The sequence below is a fragment of the Limosilactobacillus gastricus DSM 16045 genome (genome assembly GCF_001434365.1).
GTDB lineage: Bacteria > Bacillota > Bacilli > Lactobacillales > Lactobacillaceae > Limosilactobacillus > Limosilactobacillus gastricus.
The window spans coordinates 82,828-100,055 of the sequence record NZ_AZFN01000001.1 but is presented as its reverse complement, the minus strand read 5'-3'; the positions used below and the strand labels follow the sequence as shown (position 1 = coordinate 100,055).

Annotated in this window: 18 protein-coding genes; 1 reads left to right on the top strand and 17 read right to left on the bottom strand. The window is 43.3% G+C overall.

Annotated elements, in window-relative coordinates; translation table 11 throughout:
- Positions 1-22: 22 nt before the first annotated feature.
- From FC60_RS00510 to FC60_RS00480, 7 genes are all read right to left on the bottom strand, one after another.
- Positions 23-1,039, bottom strand: coding sequence for an NAD(P)H-dependent glycerol-3-phosphate dehydrogenase (locus tag FC60_RS00510; RefSeq protein WP_056936580.1), 1,017 nt, complete (start codon positions 1,037-1,039; stop codon positions 23-25).
- The gene (lgt, locus tag FC60_RS00505) at positions 1,036-1,875 is read right to left on the bottom strand and encodes a prolipoprotein diacylglyceryl transferase (protein ID WP_056936579.1); all 840 of its coding nucleotides are present in this window, start codon (positions 1,873-1,875) and stop codon (positions 1,036-1,038) included. The genes FC60_RS00510 and lgt overlap by 4 nt, the downstream gene beginning before the upstream one ends.
- Positions 1,876-1,880: 5 nt before the next feature.
- On the bottom strand, positions 1,881-2,825 hold the full coding sequence (gene hprK, locus FC60_RS00500) for an HPr(Ser) kinase/phosphatase (RefSeq protein ID WP_056936578.1): 945 nt from the start codon (positions 2,823-2,825) through the stop codon (positions 1,881-1,883).
- A gap of 3 nt (positions 2,826-2,828) precedes the next feature.
- On the bottom strand, positions 2,829-3,182 hold the full coding sequence (locus tag FC60_RS09230) for a PspC domain-containing protein (RefSeq protein WP_082601309.1): 354 nt from the start codon (positions 3,180-3,182) through the stop codon (positions 2,829-2,831).
- A gap of 21 nt (positions 3,183-3,203) precedes the next feature.
- Positions 3,204-4,320, bottom strand: a protein-coding gene (prfB, locus tag FC60_RS00490) for a peptide chain release factor 2 (protein ID WP_191978586.1) whose coding sequence is annotated in 2 segments (ribosomal slippage) — positions 3,204-4,247 and positions 4,249-4,320 — 1,116 coding nt in all. Because the reading frame shifts where the segments join, the coding sequence is not laid out codon by codon here.
- A gap of 60 nt (positions 4,321-4,380) precedes the next feature.
- Positions 4,381-6,750, bottom strand: coding sequence for a preprotein translocase subunit SecA (gene secA / locus FC60_RS00485; RefSeq protein WP_056936576.1), 2,370 nt, complete (start codon positions 6,748-6,750; stop codon positions 4,381-4,383).
- 205 nt (positions 6,751-6,955) lie between these two features.
- A complete protein-coding gene (locus FC60_RS00480; protein WP_007121888.1) occupies positions 6,956-7,588 on the bottom strand; it encodes a redox-sensing transcriptional repressor Rex in 633 nt (210 codons plus the stop codon).
- Between the two features lie 168 nt (positions 7,589-7,756).
- On the opposite strand from FC60_RS00480, the gene FC60_RS00475 reads away from it, so the two are divergent.
- Complete coding sequence (locus tag FC60_RS00475; protein ID WP_056936575.1) at positions 7,757-9,685, top strand: ABC-F family ATP-binding cassette domain-containing protein; 1,929 nt, start codon at positions 7,757-7,759, stop codon at positions 9,683-9,685.
- Between the two features lie 38 nt (positions 9,686-9,723).
- On the opposite strand, the gene FC60_RS00470 is transcribed toward FC60_RS00475, so the two are convergent.
- From FC60_RS00470 to fabF, 10 genes are all read right to left on the bottom strand, one after another.
- On the bottom strand, positions 9,724-10,374 hold the full coding sequence (locus FC60_RS00470) for a biotin--[acetyl-CoA-carboxylase] ligase (RefSeq protein ID WP_082601307.1): 651 nt from the start codon (positions 10,372-10,374) through the stop codon (positions 9,724-9,726).
- A complete protein-coding gene (locus FC60_RS00465) occupies positions 10,326-10,685 on the bottom strand; it encodes an HTH domain-containing protein (protein WP_056936573.1) in 360 nt (119 codons plus the stop codon). Before FC60_RS00465 ends, FC60_RS00470 begins: the two co-directional genes overlap by 49 nt.
- A 9-nt stretch (positions 10,686-10,694) precedes the next feature.
- Positions 10,695-11,246, bottom strand: a complete 552-nt coding sequence (locus FC60_RS00460; RefSeq protein WP_056936572.1) for a biotin transporter BioY — start codon at positions 11,244-11,246, stop codon at positions 10,695-10,697.
- Positions 11,247-11,337: 91 nt separating this feature from the next.
- Positions 11,338-12,096, bottom strand: a complete 759-nt coding sequence (gene fabI, locus FC60_RS00455; RefSeq protein WP_056936571.1) for an enoyl-ACP reductase FabI — start codon at positions 12,094-12,096, stop codon at positions 11,338-11,340.
- Positions 12,097-12,108: 12 nt separating this feature from the next.
- Complete coding sequence (accA, locus tag FC60_RS00450) at positions 12,109-12,882, bottom strand: acetyl-CoA carboxylase carboxyltransferase subunit alpha (RefSeq protein WP_082601306.1); 774 nt, start codon at positions 12,880-12,882, stop codon at positions 12,109-12,111.
- A gap of 1 nt (position 12,883) precedes the next feature.
- Positions 12,884-13,723: an acetyl-CoA carboxylase, carboxyltransferase subunit beta gene (accD, locus tag FC60_RS00445; RefSeq protein ID WP_056936569.1), complete on the bottom strand. Its 840-nt coding sequence runs from the start codon at positions 13,721-13,723 to the stop codon at positions 12,884-12,886.
- Positions 13,707-15,089 carry an acetyl-CoA carboxylase biotin carboxylase subunit gene (gene accC, locus FC60_RS00440; RefSeq protein ID WP_056936568.1) on the bottom strand — a complete coding sequence of 461 codons (1,383 nt, stop codon included), beginning with the start codon at positions 15,087-15,089 and terminating at the stop codon, positions 13,707-13,709. The genes accD and accC overlap by 17 nt, the downstream gene beginning before the upstream one ends.
- Positions 15,090-15,098: 9 nt before the next feature.
- Entirely contained in the window at positions 15,099-15,533 is a 435-nt protein-coding gene (fabZ, locus tag FC60_RS00435) for a 3-hydroxyacyl-ACP dehydratase FabZ (protein WP_007121895.1), read from the bottom strand.
- A gap of 1 nt (position 15,534) precedes the next feature.
- Positions 15,535-15,984: an acetyl-CoA carboxylase biotin carboxyl carrier protein gene (accB, locus tag FC60_RS00430; protein ID WP_056936567.1), complete on the bottom strand. Its 450-nt coding sequence runs from the start codon at positions 15,982-15,984 to the stop codon at positions 15,535-15,537.
- Position 15,985: 1 nt separating this feature from the next.
- The gene (gene fabF, locus FC60_RS00425; RefSeq protein WP_056936566.1) at positions 15,986-17,221 is read right to left on the bottom strand and encodes a beta-ketoacyl-ACP synthase II; all 1,236 of its coding nucleotides are present in this window, start codon (positions 17,219-17,221) and stop codon (positions 15,986-15,988) included.
- Positions 17,222-17,228 lie beyond the last annotated feature (7 nt).

The window sequence follows — 17,228 nt, the reverse complement described above, 5'->3', positions numbered from 1 at the left end:
TGCGTTATCATTTTAACACATTTTATTCAACTTCTGAAGTTCCTTCTCGCGTCATTAAATCAGCTAAGACTTGTTGAATGTCTTGCCCATTATAAACGACCTCATAAATCGCTTCGGTAATTGGCATCTTCACCTGCCGTTTTTGGGCCAGCTCATGGGCCACCTTAACTGTCGAGAGTCCTTCAATCACCATTCCCATCTCGGCAACAACTCGGTCTAAAGGCTTACCTTGACCTAACTGATAGCCAGCTCGCCAGTTTCGCGAATTTTTGCTGGTAGCCGTAACTACTAAATCACCGACCCCCGATAGGCCAATAAAAGTCATTGGATTAGCACCAAATGATACCCCTAACCGACGAATTTCCGCTAGTCCGCGGGTAATCAAAGCTGCCCGGGCATTATCATGATAACCAAGCCCGGTCAAGGCGCCCGAACCGATCGCGATCACATTTTTAAGTGCCGCACCAAATTCGGCGCCAATCACGTCATCATTAGTATAAACTCGGAAATAATGATTCATGAATAGGCCTTGCACAAATTTTGCCGCTTGTTCATCGCTGGAAGCTGCCGTCACAGCGGTCATATCGTGGATTGAAACATCTTCAGCATGACTCGGTCCTGAAAGAACCACGATCCCTTGACGATTTGTGGGAGCGATTTCTTCTTGAATCATTTCCGATGGTCGCTTATATGAGCCCTGTTCCAATCCCTTGGTCGCATGAGCAATCACTGGACCAGCTCCACTGGCGCTTAGCACCTGGGCTAAATGATGGGCCACTTCCCGTAAGCCCTTCGTTGGAATCACGATTAAAACTAAACTAGCATCTTTAACTGCTGCGGCCATATCAGTAGTTGCTTCCAGCCCTGCTTGGTAAGTCAAATTGGGTAAATAGCGATGATTTGTATGATCTTGATTCATCTCTTGAACCTGATCAGCATTCCGCGACCATAGTTTAACCTGGTGGCCATTCTCGACTAAAACATTTGCTAAAATGCTCCCCCACGAACCAGCACCTAAAACTGCTACTTTTTCTGTCATAATTTTTTCTCCTTGATTATTAAATCCGAATACCATGGCAGGTTAAAATGACGCCGCCGATAGATAACAATTATCACTACCGCAATCAATATCACGACTGACAGCCACTGAGAAACCCTTAACTGCCCCAACATCAAGCTGTCCGTCCGCATCCCTTCAACTATCATCCGCACCACTGCATACCAACCTAAATAACCACAAAGAATCTCTCCTTGTTTAAGCCAATGATGGTGATGCCGAATAATAATAAGAATAACAAAACCAAGTAAATCACCAACCGATTCGTATAGATAAGTCGGCACCCGGTAGGCCCCGCCGATATACATTTGATTAATGATCCAGGTTGGCAAATGTAGAGCCATCAGATGGGCTTTCGTCGTCACCAGCCCATAAGCTTCCTGGTTCATAAAGTTCCCCCAGCGTCCGATTGCCTGCGCCAAAATAACACTCGGAGCTAACACATCTAAAAAGCGCCAGGCATCCAAATGACGATAGTGGCAAAAGCAAAGAATGGTGATTAAGCCACCAATCAAGGCCCCATAAATTGCAATTCCGCCATCCCAAATGGCGATAATCTCGCTAAGATTATGCGAATAATATGACCATTGAAAAGCCACATAATAAGTGCGGGCACAAATCACCGCAATCGGTAGTGACCACAATAAGACATCATAGAAATCATCTTCGGGGATTCCTAAACGGCGCCCCTCTCGAATTGATAACCACAAGGCTAGGATAACCGCACTCGCAATAATAATCCCATACCAGTGGACCTTAAAAGGCCCCCATTGCAGGGCAATCGGATTAATAGCCCCATTAATTAATTCAATTTTCATGCGATCTAGTTACCTTTTGAGTTTTGCTTAATTAATTGGTGAAGGTTATTATCAAAGGTCGTCGTCGCATCATAACCCATATTTTGAGCCCGGAAATTCATCGCTGCCGATTCAATAATGATCGCCAGGTTTCGTCCACTTTTCACGGGAAGGGAAATTTGTGGCACCGCGATGTCTTGAATCGTTCGGGTATCTCCACGATGCCCTAAGCGATCAAACTTTTTATCAGGCGACCACGATTCTAGATGAATGATCAAATCAACTTCGTCTTCATCCAATACAGCGCCAGTCCCGAAGAGAGTCATCACATCAATGATCCCAATTCCTCGAATTTCCATCATGTGTTTTAGGATAGCTGGGGCTGATCCAACTAAATCCCGTTCATCACGTGCGTACACTTCTACTCGATCATCGGCTACCAACCGATGCCCCCGGCGAATTAATTCCAAAGCGGTTTCACTCTTTCCAACTCCCGAATCACCTGTCAACATGACCCCAGTGCCGTTAATATCAACCAATACCCCATGCACTGATTCCCGTGGTGTTAATTGACTCCAGAGATAAGCTGACATATTGCCAATGGCCCGCGATGAGGTCAAATGCGTCCCTAAAATTGGAATATTAGCCTTGGCCGCGGCAACCTTTAGTTCTGGTAAGATCGGCAAATCGGAAGTAATCACAAAGCAAGGGGTCTCCTCACAGCACATCCGCTCGCAATACTCAGCCAATTTCTCGTGGTCGACCTCATCGGCAAAGGCATTTTCGGTAATCCCTAATAATTGAATCCGTTCGGCCGGATAATGGGTGAAATAACCAGCAAATGGTAATGCCGGCCGACAAATATTTCCCGTTACAATAGGACGATCAATATATTCAGCCCCCTGTAAAATTTTCAACCGAGCATTATTAATGAGCTCTTCGACGGTCACAGAAGTCTTACTATCAGTCATGATTTACTCCTTTTTATCTTCATCATTGGCATCTTTGACGTCTTTTTCCTCCACGTCATGCAATTCTTTCCGCTTAAAATTTAAGCTATTGAAATCAAATTCACGGATCTTTGGAATTTGATCGCGTAAATAGGACCACATATCTTGTTGCTGGGGATCAGCTGGCATGGTGACGTATAAGACAATATAGATCACAATTCCCGGTAGGAAAGAAGTCAGTGCCGTCACGATTAAATATAAAACCCGTAAAACATTGGCGTTCCAACCTAGATAATTAGCAAAACCTCCTAGGACGCCCCCCAAGACTCGATTATCAGCCGAACGCGTTAATTGTTTTTGCTTTCGTCGCTTTTTCATAGTGTCCTCCTTTAACCAAGTTTATTGGGGATTTTTCTGACTTAATTGCCATTTCAAAAAAGCATTAATAAAAGGATCCAAATCACCATCTAAAACCCCTTGGGTATCATGAGTTTCATAACCGGTCCGGGTATCCTTAACTAAAGAATATGGGTGCAAAACGTAAGAGCGAATCTGGGACCCCCAACCATTCTCCAGTTGTTCTCCTGCAATTTTAGCCCGCTCCTCAGCCTGCTTTTCTTGCTCTAATTCATATAATTTAGACTTTAACATCCGCATTGCCGTTTCCCGGTTCTGGAGTTGCGACCGCTCCGCTTGTGATGAAGTCACAATCCCTGTTGGCAAGTGGGTGATCCGGATTGCTGAATCAGTCTTGTTGATATGCTGTCCCCCAGCCCCGCTAGACCGGAAAGTATCCACCCGTAAATCAGCCGGGTTAATATCAATCTCGATGCTATCATCCATCTCGGGCATGACATCAATCGAAGCAAAAGAGGTATGCCGTCGATTGGCTGAATCAAACGGAGAAATCCGCACTAGCCGATGAACCCCTTTTTCTGGATGTAAGAATCCATATGCATTATGGCCCTTAATAATTAACGTGACACTCTTGATACCCGCTTCTTCACCGGCTTCATAATTCGCGATTTCAACTTGATATTGATGTTGTTCCGCCCATCGAGTGTACATTCGCAACAGCATTTCACCCCAATCTTGGGCTTCCGTCCCCCCAGCGCCTGGATGAATTTCTAAGATCGCATTATTCGCATCATAAGGACCATCTAAAAGTTGATTTAATTGGTACTTTTCCACCTCAGACGTGGTTCGCCTCAAATTGTTTTCCAACTCGTTTTCTAGGTCCGCATCCGCTTCTAGGCTTAATAAATCTCTCAAATCAATCAGGTCATTCACTGCAGTTTGCAAGGATAAAAAGGTATCCCGACGACCTTTCAATTGGTTAGTCTCATCAATCAATTTCTGGGCCTGCTGATTGTCATCCCAAAAACCTGGTACCGTCATCTGATTTTCGTGTTCTGCAATCGTTTCGTTTAAGGCATCTAAGTCAAAGAGACCTCCCGAAGCTAGCTACCTCGTTTTGGAGCGCTTCTATTTGTTTATTAATATCACTGATTTCCATAAAGACCTCATTTAAAGAATAAAAGGGGAGCTGAATCCCTCCAGCCCCCACAAAGTGTGTTTATCTTGTTACGTTTTGCCGAATTTCCGACTTCATGAATAAGCGCGTTGCTTCATATTCAATATCCGTGATCATTTGTTCAAACATTTGGTAACCCGCCATTTGATATTCAACCAAAGGATTACGTTGTCCATATCCCCGTAATCCAACGGATTGGCGGAATTGATCCATCATATCAATATGATCAGTCCAATGGGAGTCGACTACCCGTAAGATGACGACTTTCTCAAATTCAAGCATTTGAGCAGCATCATAAAGTTGGTCCTTCTTTTCGTCGTATACTTCATTAGCTAAGGTCATAAGTTTTTCCACAATCTCCGTCGTGGATAGTCCTTCGAGATCAGCTACCTGAAGTTTCTCTGGCTTGGTGATCACTTCGCTAGCAAAATCAACAATCCGATTCAGATCCCAATCCTTTTGATCACCCAAGGTATGTTGGTCCACTGCTCGTTGGACGGTCCGTTCAACCATTGGCATTAAGACATTATCAAGGGATTCGCTTTCGGTAATCACTTTTTGACGTTCTTTGTAGATAATTTCCCGTTGTTCCCGCATGACGTCATCGTATTGTAAGACGTTCTTCCGAGAATCATAGTTATTACCTTCAACCCGTTTTTGGGCCGATTCAACTTGCCGCGTCAAGAACCGACTCTTAATTACAACATCTTCATCATCATCATCAACTTGAAGCCGTTGTAAAAAGGCTTTGATCCGGTCGCCACCGAACCGCTTCATAAGGTCATCTTCCAATGATAAGTAAAATTGTGATAAGCCCGGATCACCTTGCCGACCCGACCGGCCTCGTAATTGATTATCAATTCGCCGTGATTCATGTCGTTCGGTCCCAATCACCGCTAAACCACCAAGTTCACGGACGCCAGGTCCTAATTTAATATCAGTTCCCCGACCGGCCATATTGGTGGCGATGGTCACAGCCCCAACTTGACCTGCGTTCTTAACGATTTCCGCTTCCTTAGCATGGTTTTTTGCATTCAAGACCACGTGCGGAATTTTCTTTTCATCCAACAGATGTGAAAGATATTCAGAGGTTTCCACCGCAACCGTCCCAACCAGAATTGGTTGACCCTTGGTATGTAATTCATCAATTTTACGGACGACCGCATGGAATTTACTGGTTAAGGTTGGATAAAGTAAGTCCGGTTCATCAACCCGGGCAACAGGCATGTTCGTCGGAATCGAGATCGTATCCATATTATAAATTTCACGGAACTCTTCCATTTCTGTCCGCGCCGTCCCCGTCATTCCGGAAAGCTTACTGTACATCCGAAATAGGTTCTGGTAAGTGATGTTAGCCATCGTCTTGTTTTCTTCTTGAATTTCGACATGTTCCTTGGCTTCAATCGCTTGGTGCAACCCATCGGAGAATCGGCGACCTTCCATCACCCGTCCGGTAAAGGAATCAACGATCAAGACTTCACCGTCACGGACCACATAATCCTTATCTAACATCATGATGTAATTGGCCCGTAAAGCTTGGTCCAAGTGATGCGTTAAGGCTGTATTATCGGTGTCGTATAGGTTGTCCAGATTAAAATATTGTTCTGCCTTTTTAATTCCATCATCAGTTAAGGAAACGGTTTTGGACTCCAGATCAATTTTGTAGTCATCTTCTTCCGTCAACTTTTTCACAAATCGATCGGCTTGTTGATACAGCTTGGAAGTGCCCGTTCCTGGTCCAGAAATAATTAATGGGGTCCGTGCCTCATCAATAAGGATCGAATCCACCTCATCGACAATCGCAAAATTCAGCCCGCGTTGTACTTGATCTTCTTGGTAAACAGCCATGTTGTCCCGCAAATAATCAAACCCGATTTCGCTATTAGTTGAATAGAGAATATCAGCCGCATAGGCAGCCCGCTTTTCATCTGCCGTTCGTTCAGCCCCATTGACCCCAACAGATAGGCCTAGCCAATGATAGAGTTGCCCCATTTCTTCAGCATCCCGTTCCGAAAGATACTCATTAACGGTAATAACGTGCACACCCTTGCCGGCAAGAGCATTTAAATAAACTGGCATGGTGGCGGTTAAGGTCTTCCCTTCCCCCGTCTTCATTTCGGCGATATTCCCACCATGCAAGACAATTCCTCCCATGATTTGAACGTGGAATGGATATAAACCTAAAACCCGTTTTGCTCCTTCCCGAGCAACCGCAAAAGCTTCCGGTAAAATATCATCTAAAGTTTCCCCATTGGCCAAGCGTTCTTTAAATTCTGGAGTTTTGGCTTGTAATTCTTCGTCTTTTAGTGATGCCATTTGATCAGCATACTCTTCAACCTTCCGAGCTTGCCGAGCAATTCGCCGGAGTTCCCGTCGATCACTTTCGACCCATTTTCTTAAAATGTTAGCCATCTAAATCTTTTCCTCCAATTTAAATTGACCACCTATTGGGATTTTTACTAATAGCTGGTCTAATTGTTAAACATAATCTTTGTTATTCTACCATGATAGCGCCGTTAATGCGAATTATGACAACCTTTCACCTAAAATTTATTGACTTACCAACAATTAGAAAAACCCCGGAGCAGATTACTACTCACGAGGTTCAATTCTGAATTTACTTTTGCGTACTTTCAATAAAGTAAATCAAAGTTTGTAATTCGTTAGTTAAATCAATATTTTGGACTTGTACTTCCTTAGGGACTGACAGCCGAACTGGCGTAAAGTTCAGAATCCCTCGCACTCCGGTTTCTACTAGTTCATCCGTCACCTTTTGAGCCTGATCTCCCGGCACCGTCAAAATCACAGCGTCAATTTGTTGCTCGCGCAATTGCTTTTGCATTTCAGTGACTGGATAAACCGGAATCCCACTTTGAATGGTATTAGCTAATTCTGGTTTGGGATCAAAAGCACACGAGATCCGCAGATTAGTATTTTGATGGAAATTATAGTTCATCAAAGCCCGTCCAATATTCCCAACCCCCACTAAGGCGATACTGGTCAATTGGTCTTGATTTAGGACCCGCTTAAAAAAATTAAGTAATTTTTCAACATCATATCCGTAACCACGTTTCCCTAGTTCCCCAAAATAAGAAAAATCACGCCGGATCGTAGCTGAATCGACTTGCACCGCTTCAGATAATTCGGTCGATGATACCCGCTTTTTGTTGGCATTTAATAAGATGTTTAAGTAGCGGTAGTATACTGGCAAGCGCTTGGCCGTAGCCCGAGGTATCTTACGATTTGGCATCTTTCTGTATTACTCCTAATTAATCATTTTTCTTTACCTGCTAATCATAACAAGTTTTCCAATGTTTGTGAAATGTTTTTCATTATTTTGCCAATATTTTACTAAATTTTGCGAGATATGCTACAATCAAATAGCTTATAAACCTTTCTATATCACAAAGGAACAATTATGTTATTATTACAAACCAATAATGTTGAGCGACGCTTTGGAGCCGACACATTATTTCACAAGATCAATCTACAAATCAATGACCATGCCCGAATTGCCTTGGTTGGGCGAAACGGTGCCGGCAAAACCACCCTACTTCGAATAATTGCCGGAATTACGACGCCCGATGAAGGTGAAGTTACTACCGTGCGGGACTTAACCATTGGTTATCTTGCCCAAGATCAAGGCCTAGATAGCCAAAATAGCATCTGGGCTGAAATGGATAGTGTTTTTGCCCCTCTCCATCAAATGGAAGCAACCATTCATGATTTGGAAAGCCAATTAGCCACGATTGATCCTACCAGTGACGATTTTGCTAGCATTACGGGCCAATATGATCAATTACAAACTAAATTTCAGAGTCAAGGTGGTTATGAAATTAATTCTAAAATCCGGGGAGTCTTGACCGGTTTTGGTTTTCCTGAACAAATGTATGATCAACCGGTAACTGATCTTTCAGGTGGGAAAAAAACCAAATTGGCTTTAGCAAAAATTCTGTTAGAACGCCCTCAATTATTAATCTTGGATGAACCAACCAATCATCTTGATATGAATGTACTAACCTGGTTAGAGAGTTATTTGAAGACTTATCATGGGGCCCTTCTCATTGTGTCTCATGACCGCTATTTCTTAGACCAGGTAGTTAATGAGGTTTACGATCTCGATCAAAAAACGCTTCGCCACTACACCGGAAACTATAGTCAATTTGTTGATCATAAAGCCGACTGGTTGCAAAGTGAAATGAAACATTATGACCAGCAACAAAAAGAAATTGCCAAATTAGAGGACTTTGTTAATCGTAATCTGGTACGGGCATCAACCACCAAGCGAGCGCAATCACGACGGAAACAATTGGAAAAAATGGAGCGCATGGAGCGGCCCACGACCGATGATCGATCCATTCATTTTCAATTTCATAGCGAACATGAGAGCGGCAATGAGGTCCTTGCGGTTGACCAACTTTCTATCGGTTACCATGATCAAAAAATCGCCGGCCCCCTCTCTTTTACCGAACGAAAAGGACAGCGGTTGGGGATTATTGGACCCAACGGAATCGGTAAATCGACCCTCTTAAAAACGATTTTAAATCTGCTCCCCCCCATTAGCGGAACGGTCAAACTTGGTGCCAACCTTGAAATTGGTTATTACGACCAAGAGCAACAACAGCTCCATCCCGAAAAAACTGTTTTAGATGAAGTTTGGGACGAGCATCCCGAAGTCGACGAAACCGAAATCCGGACCCTGCTGGGAAGCTTTTTATTTATCGGTGATGATGTCTATAAGCAGGTTAAGGACCTCAGCGGGGGACAAAAAGCCCGGTTAGAATTAACCAAACTTTCCTTCCAACCAATGAACTTCCTAGTGCTAGACGAACCGACGAACCACTTAGACATCGACAGTCGCGAAGTCTTAGAAGCCGCCATTAACGAATTTACCGGCACGGTGTTATTTGTTTCACATGATCGATACTTTATTAATCAAGTTGCGACCCAGCTAGTAGCCATCCACCCTGATCATGCCACTAGTTATGAAGGGGACTATGATGATTATTTAGCGACACTTGATCAAACTTCTGCTCAAGTAAGCGAAGAGACAACTAATGAGATGGCCAAACCAAAGCAAGGATCTTATCAAGCTACTAAAGAGATTCAACGGGAGCGGCGGAAACTTCAACGGAAAGTGGATGAATACGAAGAGGCGATGGAAAAACTTGATCAGCAAATTGCCAAGATTCAAGAAACCATGAATCAGCCGGAAGTCGCTTCAGATATCGCAAAGTTAACCGATCTCCAAAAGGAATTGGACCACTATCAAGCCCAAGCTGATGAAGCTGAATTAGCCTGGACTGAAGCCGCGGAAGCTTTAGAATCTTTTGATCTGGATAACTAAAAAATAAGCTGAGGATCATTCCTTCAGCTTATTTTTAGTTACCATTTAACTTTAGTTACTTCTCCACTATCAAAAGTTCGCAACTTTTGATCAGCAACCTTCAATACTAGGGCTCCTTGATCATCAATCCCGTCAACCAACCCGGTCACTTGTTCACTTCCACACACTAAAGTAACTTGGCGACCAATCAATAATTGACGCTGCCGATAAGCAGGTAAATAACATCCACTGCTATAAGTTGCATTTAAGTTACTAAAGCGATTCAAGAAGCTCGCTAAAAACTGATTTCGATCAAAATCGACTACCTGCAAAGATGCCACTTGGTCGTGGAGTTCTGCGGGAAATTTGGTAGTTGATAAATTAATTCCAATTCCTACAATAATTGATCCCCACTGGGGATTATCAACATCCAAAACTGCTTCCGTTAAAATCCCCGCAATCTTTTGTTGCCCCAAGTAAAGATCATTAACCCACTTCACTTGAAGCCTTAATCCAGGAATTAACCTTTCTAATTCCTCACTTATTACCACCGCAACACTCGTTGTTAGTAAACCAGCTTTGGTAATCTGTTCAATTGGCTGTTGGGGAATAACCACACTAAAATATAGGCCCGTTTGAGCTGGCGAATAGAATTTCCGTCCTAACCGTCCATGACCCGCGTTTGATGATTTGCGATTACCGCGATGAATCGATCGTCAGATTCATTTGCAATGATTTCTTTAGCCCGATCTTGGGTCGACGTAACTTCATCCCACACTTCCAACTTCCACAGAGTCGACGATTCCATTTGGCGTTGAATCAATTGCCGGCTTAAATGCTTGGTCCCCACAAACCGGTATCCCTTGGCATGATCAACCGCGATCTGATAACCACTGGCTTTTAATTGTTGAATGGCCTTAGATACGCCTGCTCGGGTTACCCCTAACTGACTTGCTAACTCGTTACCATTTAGCCAGCTTTGATGATCAATTAAAGCTGTTAAAATTTCATCCTTTAACATCGCGATCTCCTAATCAATTACCTTGGATTTTCGCAAACGCCGAGCAATTATGACCGACAGACAAACCTTAATCGTATCACCTGGTAAATAAATCATCATTGCCCCTAAGGTAAAGGATAAGGAAAAGTGCATCCACCATGACAATAAAAGGCCGCCCATCAAATCAACCAGCACAGCTCCCGTTAACCAGACAATGATTAATTCAGACCACCAATGCTGACGCAAAAAATTAATTCTCAGTAGCCATCCCATGATAAATGGGGCGATTATCCACATAATCAAATAACATCCTGAGGGTGATAATAAGACCTGCAAGCCACCATGACCACCCGAAAGGATAGGTAACCCAAGAGCTACCATGCCCAGAAAAGTGATCATAGTCCCGGTTCCCCACCAAGGTCCTAAAATTTCTCCTGCCAACATCATCCCTAAATTCTGGAGGACAATTGTGACGGGAATAATCGCTAAAGGAATCCCAGGAAAAAAACCAAAAATGATCGTTAAAGCTAAAATAACTGATGCCTGGGTCAAATGACGTAAATTCTGATGATTCAAATTCATAAACACTCCTCGTCAACTAGTTTTATATTTTAGTTGACCAAACTTGAAAATAAAATCTTCCATCAGTAACTTTCAGGAAGATTAGTAGTTATTAAATTAAATGGACACCCTTATCAACGTAAATCACGTCACCAACTACCCCAGTTGATAAATCACTCATTAAGAAAGCACAGGTTCCCCCTACTTCTTCTTGAGTGGCATCCTTCCCATCAACTGTTCGTTCTTGCGACATCCGCAATAAGTCTTTGTGTCCTTGAACCCCGGTAACCGCTAAAGTCTTGATTGCTCCTGCCGAGATCGCATTCACGCGTACACCATACTTACCCATATCACGAGCTAAGTACCGTACATTCGCTTCTAGAGCGGCTTTAGCAACTCCCATTACATTATAATTAGGAATTGCCCGTTCTGCGCCAAAGTAACTCATCGCCACAATACTAGCCGGATCATTTAGGATCTTACGACCATTTCGCGCGACCGCAATTAAAGAATATGCGGATACATCTTGAGCTAAATTATATCCTTCCTCCGTTACATCCATGATTTCACCACCCAAATCTTCTTGGTTAGCAAAAGCAATTGAATGGACGATCCCATCAACCTTACCAAACCGGTCTAAAATTGTATTAAAAGCTGCTTGAATACTAGCTTCATCGGATGCATCACATTGAATCAAACGGTTGTCATCATCAACTAGCTTTTTAATACTCTTTAAGGTCCGATCACGATTATAGGTATAGATAAGCTCCGCACCTTGTTCTGCCATCACTTTGGCACAACCCCAAGCGATTGAACGCTTGTTGGCGACTCCCATAATGACAATCTTTTTATTTTCTAAAATGCCTGACATTGCTTCTTCCTTTTAAAATTTTCGATAACGTTGGTGACGTTGACTAAGTAATTCTTCGGGGGTTAACTCTTGTAACTTCGGTAATTCCCGCTTGAGAACGGCTTCAATCTGTGCCGTCGTAACTTGATGATCAGTTGATTCTGGTATGACACCTTCAATAACCTGTTTTTTCAAAAGGGCTTCTGGAGTCATTTGCATCACTTCAGCTGCTTCATCCGCGCGACTGCTATCTTTCCATAAGATTGAAGCAAAACCTTCAGGAGATAAAATTGAGTAAGTACTATTAGCAAGCATCCAAACCTGGTCACCACAGGCCAATGCGAGCGCCCCGCCGCTACCCCCTTCACCATAAATGATGGTGATGATGGGCGTTGGAATTTGACTAATTGCTAAGAGATTTTCCGCAATTGCTTGGCCTTGACCATTTTCCTCAGCGGAACGTCCCGGATAGGCCCCGGCAGTGTTAACCAGCATCACTACGGGACGATGAAACTTACCCGCTTGTTCGGTTAATCGTAAGGCTTTGCGATAACCACCAGGTTCAGGACTGCCAAAATGTTTAGCCACTCGCTCAGCAATACTCTTCCCACGATCCGTCGTAATGACCGTAATTGGTTGACCATTAAAGGTCGCTAAACCACCAACAATCGCCGGATCATCACTTCCTCGCCGATCACCATGAAGTTCCATGAAATCCGGAAATAGTTGTTGAATAATTTCCACACCAGTGATTTTTGATTCACTGCGGGAGGCTTTGACAATTTCAGCTGCTGTTAACTGACTCATGCTAATGACCTCCATTCTGCAACAACCATTCTAAGGTCGCTTTTTCATCCTGACGTTTGACAATTTGGTCAATAAAACCGTGATCCAAAACATTTTCAGCCTCTTGTAAATTGGCTGGAATCTTTTCATGCATGGTCTGCTCAATCACCCGGCGGCCGGCAAAGCCAACCATCGCATGGGGTTCAGCTAAAATAATATCCCCTAGCATGGCAAAACTTGCGGTAACCCCACCAGTCGTCGGATCAGTCAAAACCACAATATATAACAAACCGGCTTCGCTGTGTCGAGCAATCGCACTGGAAACTTTCGCCATTTGCATTAAGGAGGTGATCCCTTCTTGCATTCGTGCTCCTCCCGATGCCGTGAACAGTACTACTGGCAATCGGTCTTGCGTTGCATCTTCAAACAAGCGGGTAATCTTTTCACCAGTTACCGAACCCAAAGATCCCATAATGAAGGTTGGATCCATAATACCAAGATTAAAACTGGTTTGATTGATTACCGCCCGCCCGGTCGCAACCGAGTCATTCAACCCGGTTTGCTGCTGGGCTCGCTGAATTTTATCTAAATAACCCGGAAAATCCAAAGGATCAGCTGTTTGTAAATCCGTATCCATGGGTTGAAAATCATCCACCAGCCACTTTAAACGATCCTGAGCCGAAATCCGAAAGCCATAATCACATTTCGGGCAGGTCACGTATTGATCTAATTGTTTCATAAAAAGGGCAGTCTGACATTTCGGACATTTCTGCCACAAACCATCAGGGACTTTTTGATTAGCAGCTGGGTCAGCTTTAATGTGGTGTTCGCTTAAAGTGTTACTTTTACGATACAGTTTCACTACGAACCTCTCCCTTCCAACGTGGTAAAAATTCTTGTTCAAGATAATTAGTTGTAAAGGTGCCGGCAATAAATTCCGGATCGTTCAGAATTGCAAGGTGAAATTTTTGATTAGTGGTAATTCCCATTATTACCATTTCATTAATTAATCTCTTTAACTTTTCAATGGCTTCCGTTCGATCGTTTCCTAAAGCAATGACCTTAGCAATCATGGAATCATAAAAAGGGGTTACGACAGAACCTGGATACAAGGCCGTATCAATCCGCATTCCTAGATTACCAACTGGTAAGTAAAGATAGGAAACCTCACCTGTCGATGGCATAAAATTCTTTTGCGGATCTTCAGCATTGATCCGACATTCGATCGCATGCCCATTCAATTGAATATCGGCTTGGCTAAATGGCAATGGTTCTCCTGCGGCAACCGTAACCTGAGCCTTCACAATATCAATTCCCGTTACCATTTCGGTGACTGTATGTTCAACCTGGATCCGAGTATTCATTTCCATAAAGTAAAAATGATGATTTTGATCCATCAAGAACTCTAAGGTTCCCGTATTCCGATAGTCAATCGTTTCAATCGCTCGCAGGGCAATTTCACCTAATTCTTGACGTTGTTCCTCAGTAATCAGCGGGCAAGGGCTTTCTTCAATTACCTTCTGCTTATTCCGTTGTAGCGAACAATCTCGTTCTGGAAAATAAACAGCATTATTGAAATCATCACGAAAAACTTGAACCTCAATATGTTTCACGTTTTCCATAATTTTTTCTAGATACATCCGGTCATCATTAAATGACACCCGTGCTTCACTTTGGGCTTCATTAAAGGAGCGCTCTAATTCTTGGGACGATTCAATCCGTCGAATCCCTTTTCCACCACCACCGGAAGCGGCTTTCAATAAAACAGGATAACCGATTTGACCCGCAACTTGTTTAGCCTCTTCCACGGTCTGGACATAACTATCACTCCCGGGAATTACTGGAACATGCCCCTTGATCATTTGTTCCCGAGCATGTTCCTTATTACCCATTTGATCAATGGTTTCTGGACGTGGCCCAATGAACTTGATCCCGAGGTCTTCACACATTTCCGCAAATTCAGCGTTTTCTGAAAGAAAGCCGAATCCAGGATGAATTGCTTCGGCACCTGTACCAATCGCAGCTGCCAAAATATTATTCATATTTAAATATGAATCCTGTGGACGTTGGGTGCCGACACAAACAGCTTGATCAGCTAATTGAACGTGTAAACTATCCCGATCAGCAGTTGAGTAAATCGCTACCGACTTAATACCTAATTCCCGTAAAGACCGAATAATTCGAACCGCAATCTCCCCACGATTAGCTACTAGTACCTTTGAAAACATTTTTGTCTCCTATCCAATGAAAAAGGTTAGTTCAGCCGTACATGCTTTTTTGCCATCAACCCAGGCAATTCCTTTCCCTGAACCAATGTTGCGTTTAACCTTATCTAAAGTTACTTCTAACTTCATCACATCACCCGGCCGGACAACCTTGCGGAATTGGGCAGACTTGATTCCACCAAAGTAAGCTGTTTTCCCCTTAAATTCCGGTTGTGAGAGTAAAGCAACCGCCCCAGTTTGAGCTAGTGATTCGACAATTAGAGCTCCTGGTAAGACTGGGTTTTGCGGAAAATGTCCATTAAAGACGTTTTCATTAATCGTGACATTCCGCGTTGCTACCGCGCGTTGACCAGGTTCTAATTCTTCCACCCGATCAATTAATAGCATTGGGTAACGGTGCGGCAAAATCTTTTGAATAGCTGTTGAATCTAATAATGGTTCTGACATTTTAGCCCTCCGTAACTGTAAAGAGTGGTTGCTCAACTTCCACTAAGTCGCCATTTTGAACATTAATTTCGCTAATGGTTCCCGCAACTTCACTCTTAATTTCAGTCATCATTTTCATGGCTTCCACAATACATACAACATCGCCAACTTTAACTTGACTACCAACTTCAACATAAGCTGGAGTATCTGGCTTTGGTTGTAGATAAACCGTTCCAACTAAAGGCGATTTAATCAATTGACCAGCTGATTTCACTGGTTCAGCTGGGGTTTCTTCAGCACCTTTTGTTGACGGGGCTGGAGCTGCTGAACTAGTTGTTGACGGTTCTACAGACCGAACCGACTGTTCATTTTTGCTTAGATAAAGATGAAAATCACCATCTGTTAAATCCATTTCTCGCGTGGTCGATTTTTCAAAAGCCGTCATTAATTTTTGAATATCTTTAAATTCCATCTTAATCACTCCACTTCCGGAAGGCTAAAACGGCATTATGGCCACCAAACCCTAAGGAATTGCTCAAGGCATATTCCGCCTTTGGTTGGTCTTGATTAGCTTTTGTTACCAAATTAACTTGGCATTCCGGATCTTGTTCAAAGCAACCAACATTGGCTGGTAACTTCCCTTGTAATAAACCAGCTACTGTTGCGACGGCTTCAACTGCTCCAGCCCCACCAAGTAAATGGCCGGTCATTCCCTTGGTACTACTTACCAGCACGTGATTATCTTCGCCAAATACCCGGTTGATGGACTTGGATTCACCACTATCATTAGCATGGGTCGCTGTACCGTGTGCATTAATATAATCAACTTGATCCGGCGTGATTCCCGCTTCTTTAATAGCTTGCTGCATGGCCCGAGCGGCACCTTTTCCAGACGGATCTGGTGAGGTGATATGGTAGGCATCACCGGTTGATCCATAACCAACCACTTCGCCAAGAATCTTGGCTCCTCGTGCTTGGGCATGTTCAAGACTTTCTAATACCAGAGCGGCCCCACCTTCACCTAAAACGAAACCATTCCGGTCTTTATCAAATGGTAATGAAGCGTGTTCTGGATCTTCATTTGTTGAAAGGGCGGTTAAAGCCGCAAAACCAGCAATTCCAATTTCATTAACTGCTGCTTCAGAACCACCAGCAATCATCACTTCTGCCCGACCTTCTTTAACTTGCCGATAAGCATCACCAATGGCGTTCGTAGCCGTTGCACAAGCTGTCACAACAGAACTAACCATATTTTGTGCATTAAAGCGAATCGAAATATTACCAGCAGCCATATTAGAAATCGCCATTGGTACAAAAAATGGCGAAACCCGCCGTGGGCCTTTTTCATGCATCTTAATAATTTGTTCTTCAATGGTTGTCAAACCACCGATCCCCGAACCAAAGATGACGCCCATGTCTTCAGGATTAGTGTTTTCTTCATTAATCCCGGCCATATCAATCGCTTCTTGAGATACTTGGATCGCATATTGAGAATATAAATCCATTCGCCGGGCTTCTTTTTTACCAACCACTTGTGCTGGATCAAAATCATCGATCTGACCAGCAACCGTAATGCCAGTTTCACTTGCATCAAACTTGGTAATCTTCTTAATTCCAACTTTACCAGCTAAAGTATTTTCGACAAAAGTTTGGTAGCCATTTCCGTTTGCGGCAATCGCTCCCATCCCTGTAATCACTACTCGAGTCATTTGGACC

Bases quoted from the DNA above. Each gene is read 5' to 3' on its own strand.
- lgt (WP_056936579.1), bottom strand. From the start codon at position 1,875: ATGAAAATTGAATTAATTAATGGGGCTATTAATCCGATTGCCCTGCAA.
- fabI (WP_056936571.1), bottom strand. From the start codon at position 12,096: ATGTCAGGCATTTTAGAAAATAAAAAGATTGTCATTATGGGAGTCGCC.
- accA (WP_082601306.1), bottom strand. From the start codon at position 12,882: ATGAGTCAGTTAACAGCAGCTGAAATTGTCAAAGCCTCCCGCAGTGAA.
- FC60_RS00465 (WP_056936573.1), bottom strand. From the start codon at position 10,685: ATGTTAAAGGATGAAATTTTAACAGCTTTAATTGATCATCAAAGCTGG.
- FC60_RS00510 (WP_056936580.1), bottom strand. From the start codon at position 1,039: ATGACAGAAAAAGTAGCAGTTTTAGGTGCTGGTTCGTGGGGGAGCATT.
- accB (WP_056936567.1), bottom strand. From the start codon at position 15,984: ATGGAATTTAAAGATATTCAAAAATTAATGACGGCTTTTGAAAAATCG.
- secA (WP_056936576.1), bottom strand. From the start codon at position 6,750: ATGGCTAACATTTTAAGAAAATGGGTCGAAAGTGATCGACGGGAACTC.
- fabF (WP_056936566.1), bottom strand. From the start codon at position 17,221: ATGACTCGAGTAGTGATTACAGGGATGGGAGCGATTGCCGCAAACGGA.
- FC60_RS00480 (WP_007121888.1), bottom strand. From the start codon at position 7,588: ATGCCAAATCGTAAGATACCTCGGGCTACGGCCAAGCGCTTGCCAGTA.
- FC60_RS00460 (WP_056936572.1), bottom strand. From the start codon at position 11,246: ATGAATTTGAATCATCAGAATTTACGTCATTTGACCCAGGCATCAGTT.
- accC (WP_056936568.1), bottom strand. From the start codon at position 15,089: ATGTTTTCAAAGGTACTAGTAGCTAATCGTGGGGAGATTGCGGTTCGA.
- FC60_RS00475 (WP_056936575.1), top strand. From the start codon at position 7,757: ATGTTATTATTACAAACCAATAATGTTGAGCGACGCTTTGGAGCCGAC.
- fabZ (WP_007121895.1), bottom strand. From the start codon at position 15,533: ATGTCAGAACCATTATTAGATTCAACAGCTATTCAAAAGATTTTGCCG.
- hprK (WP_056936578.1), bottom strand. From the start codon at position 2,825: ATGACTGATAGTAAGACTTCTGTGACCGTCGAAGAGCTCATTAATAAT.
- FC60_RS09230 (WP_082601309.1), bottom strand. From the start codon at position 3,182: ATGAAAAAGCGACGAAAGCAAAAACAATTAACGCGTTCGGCTGATAAT.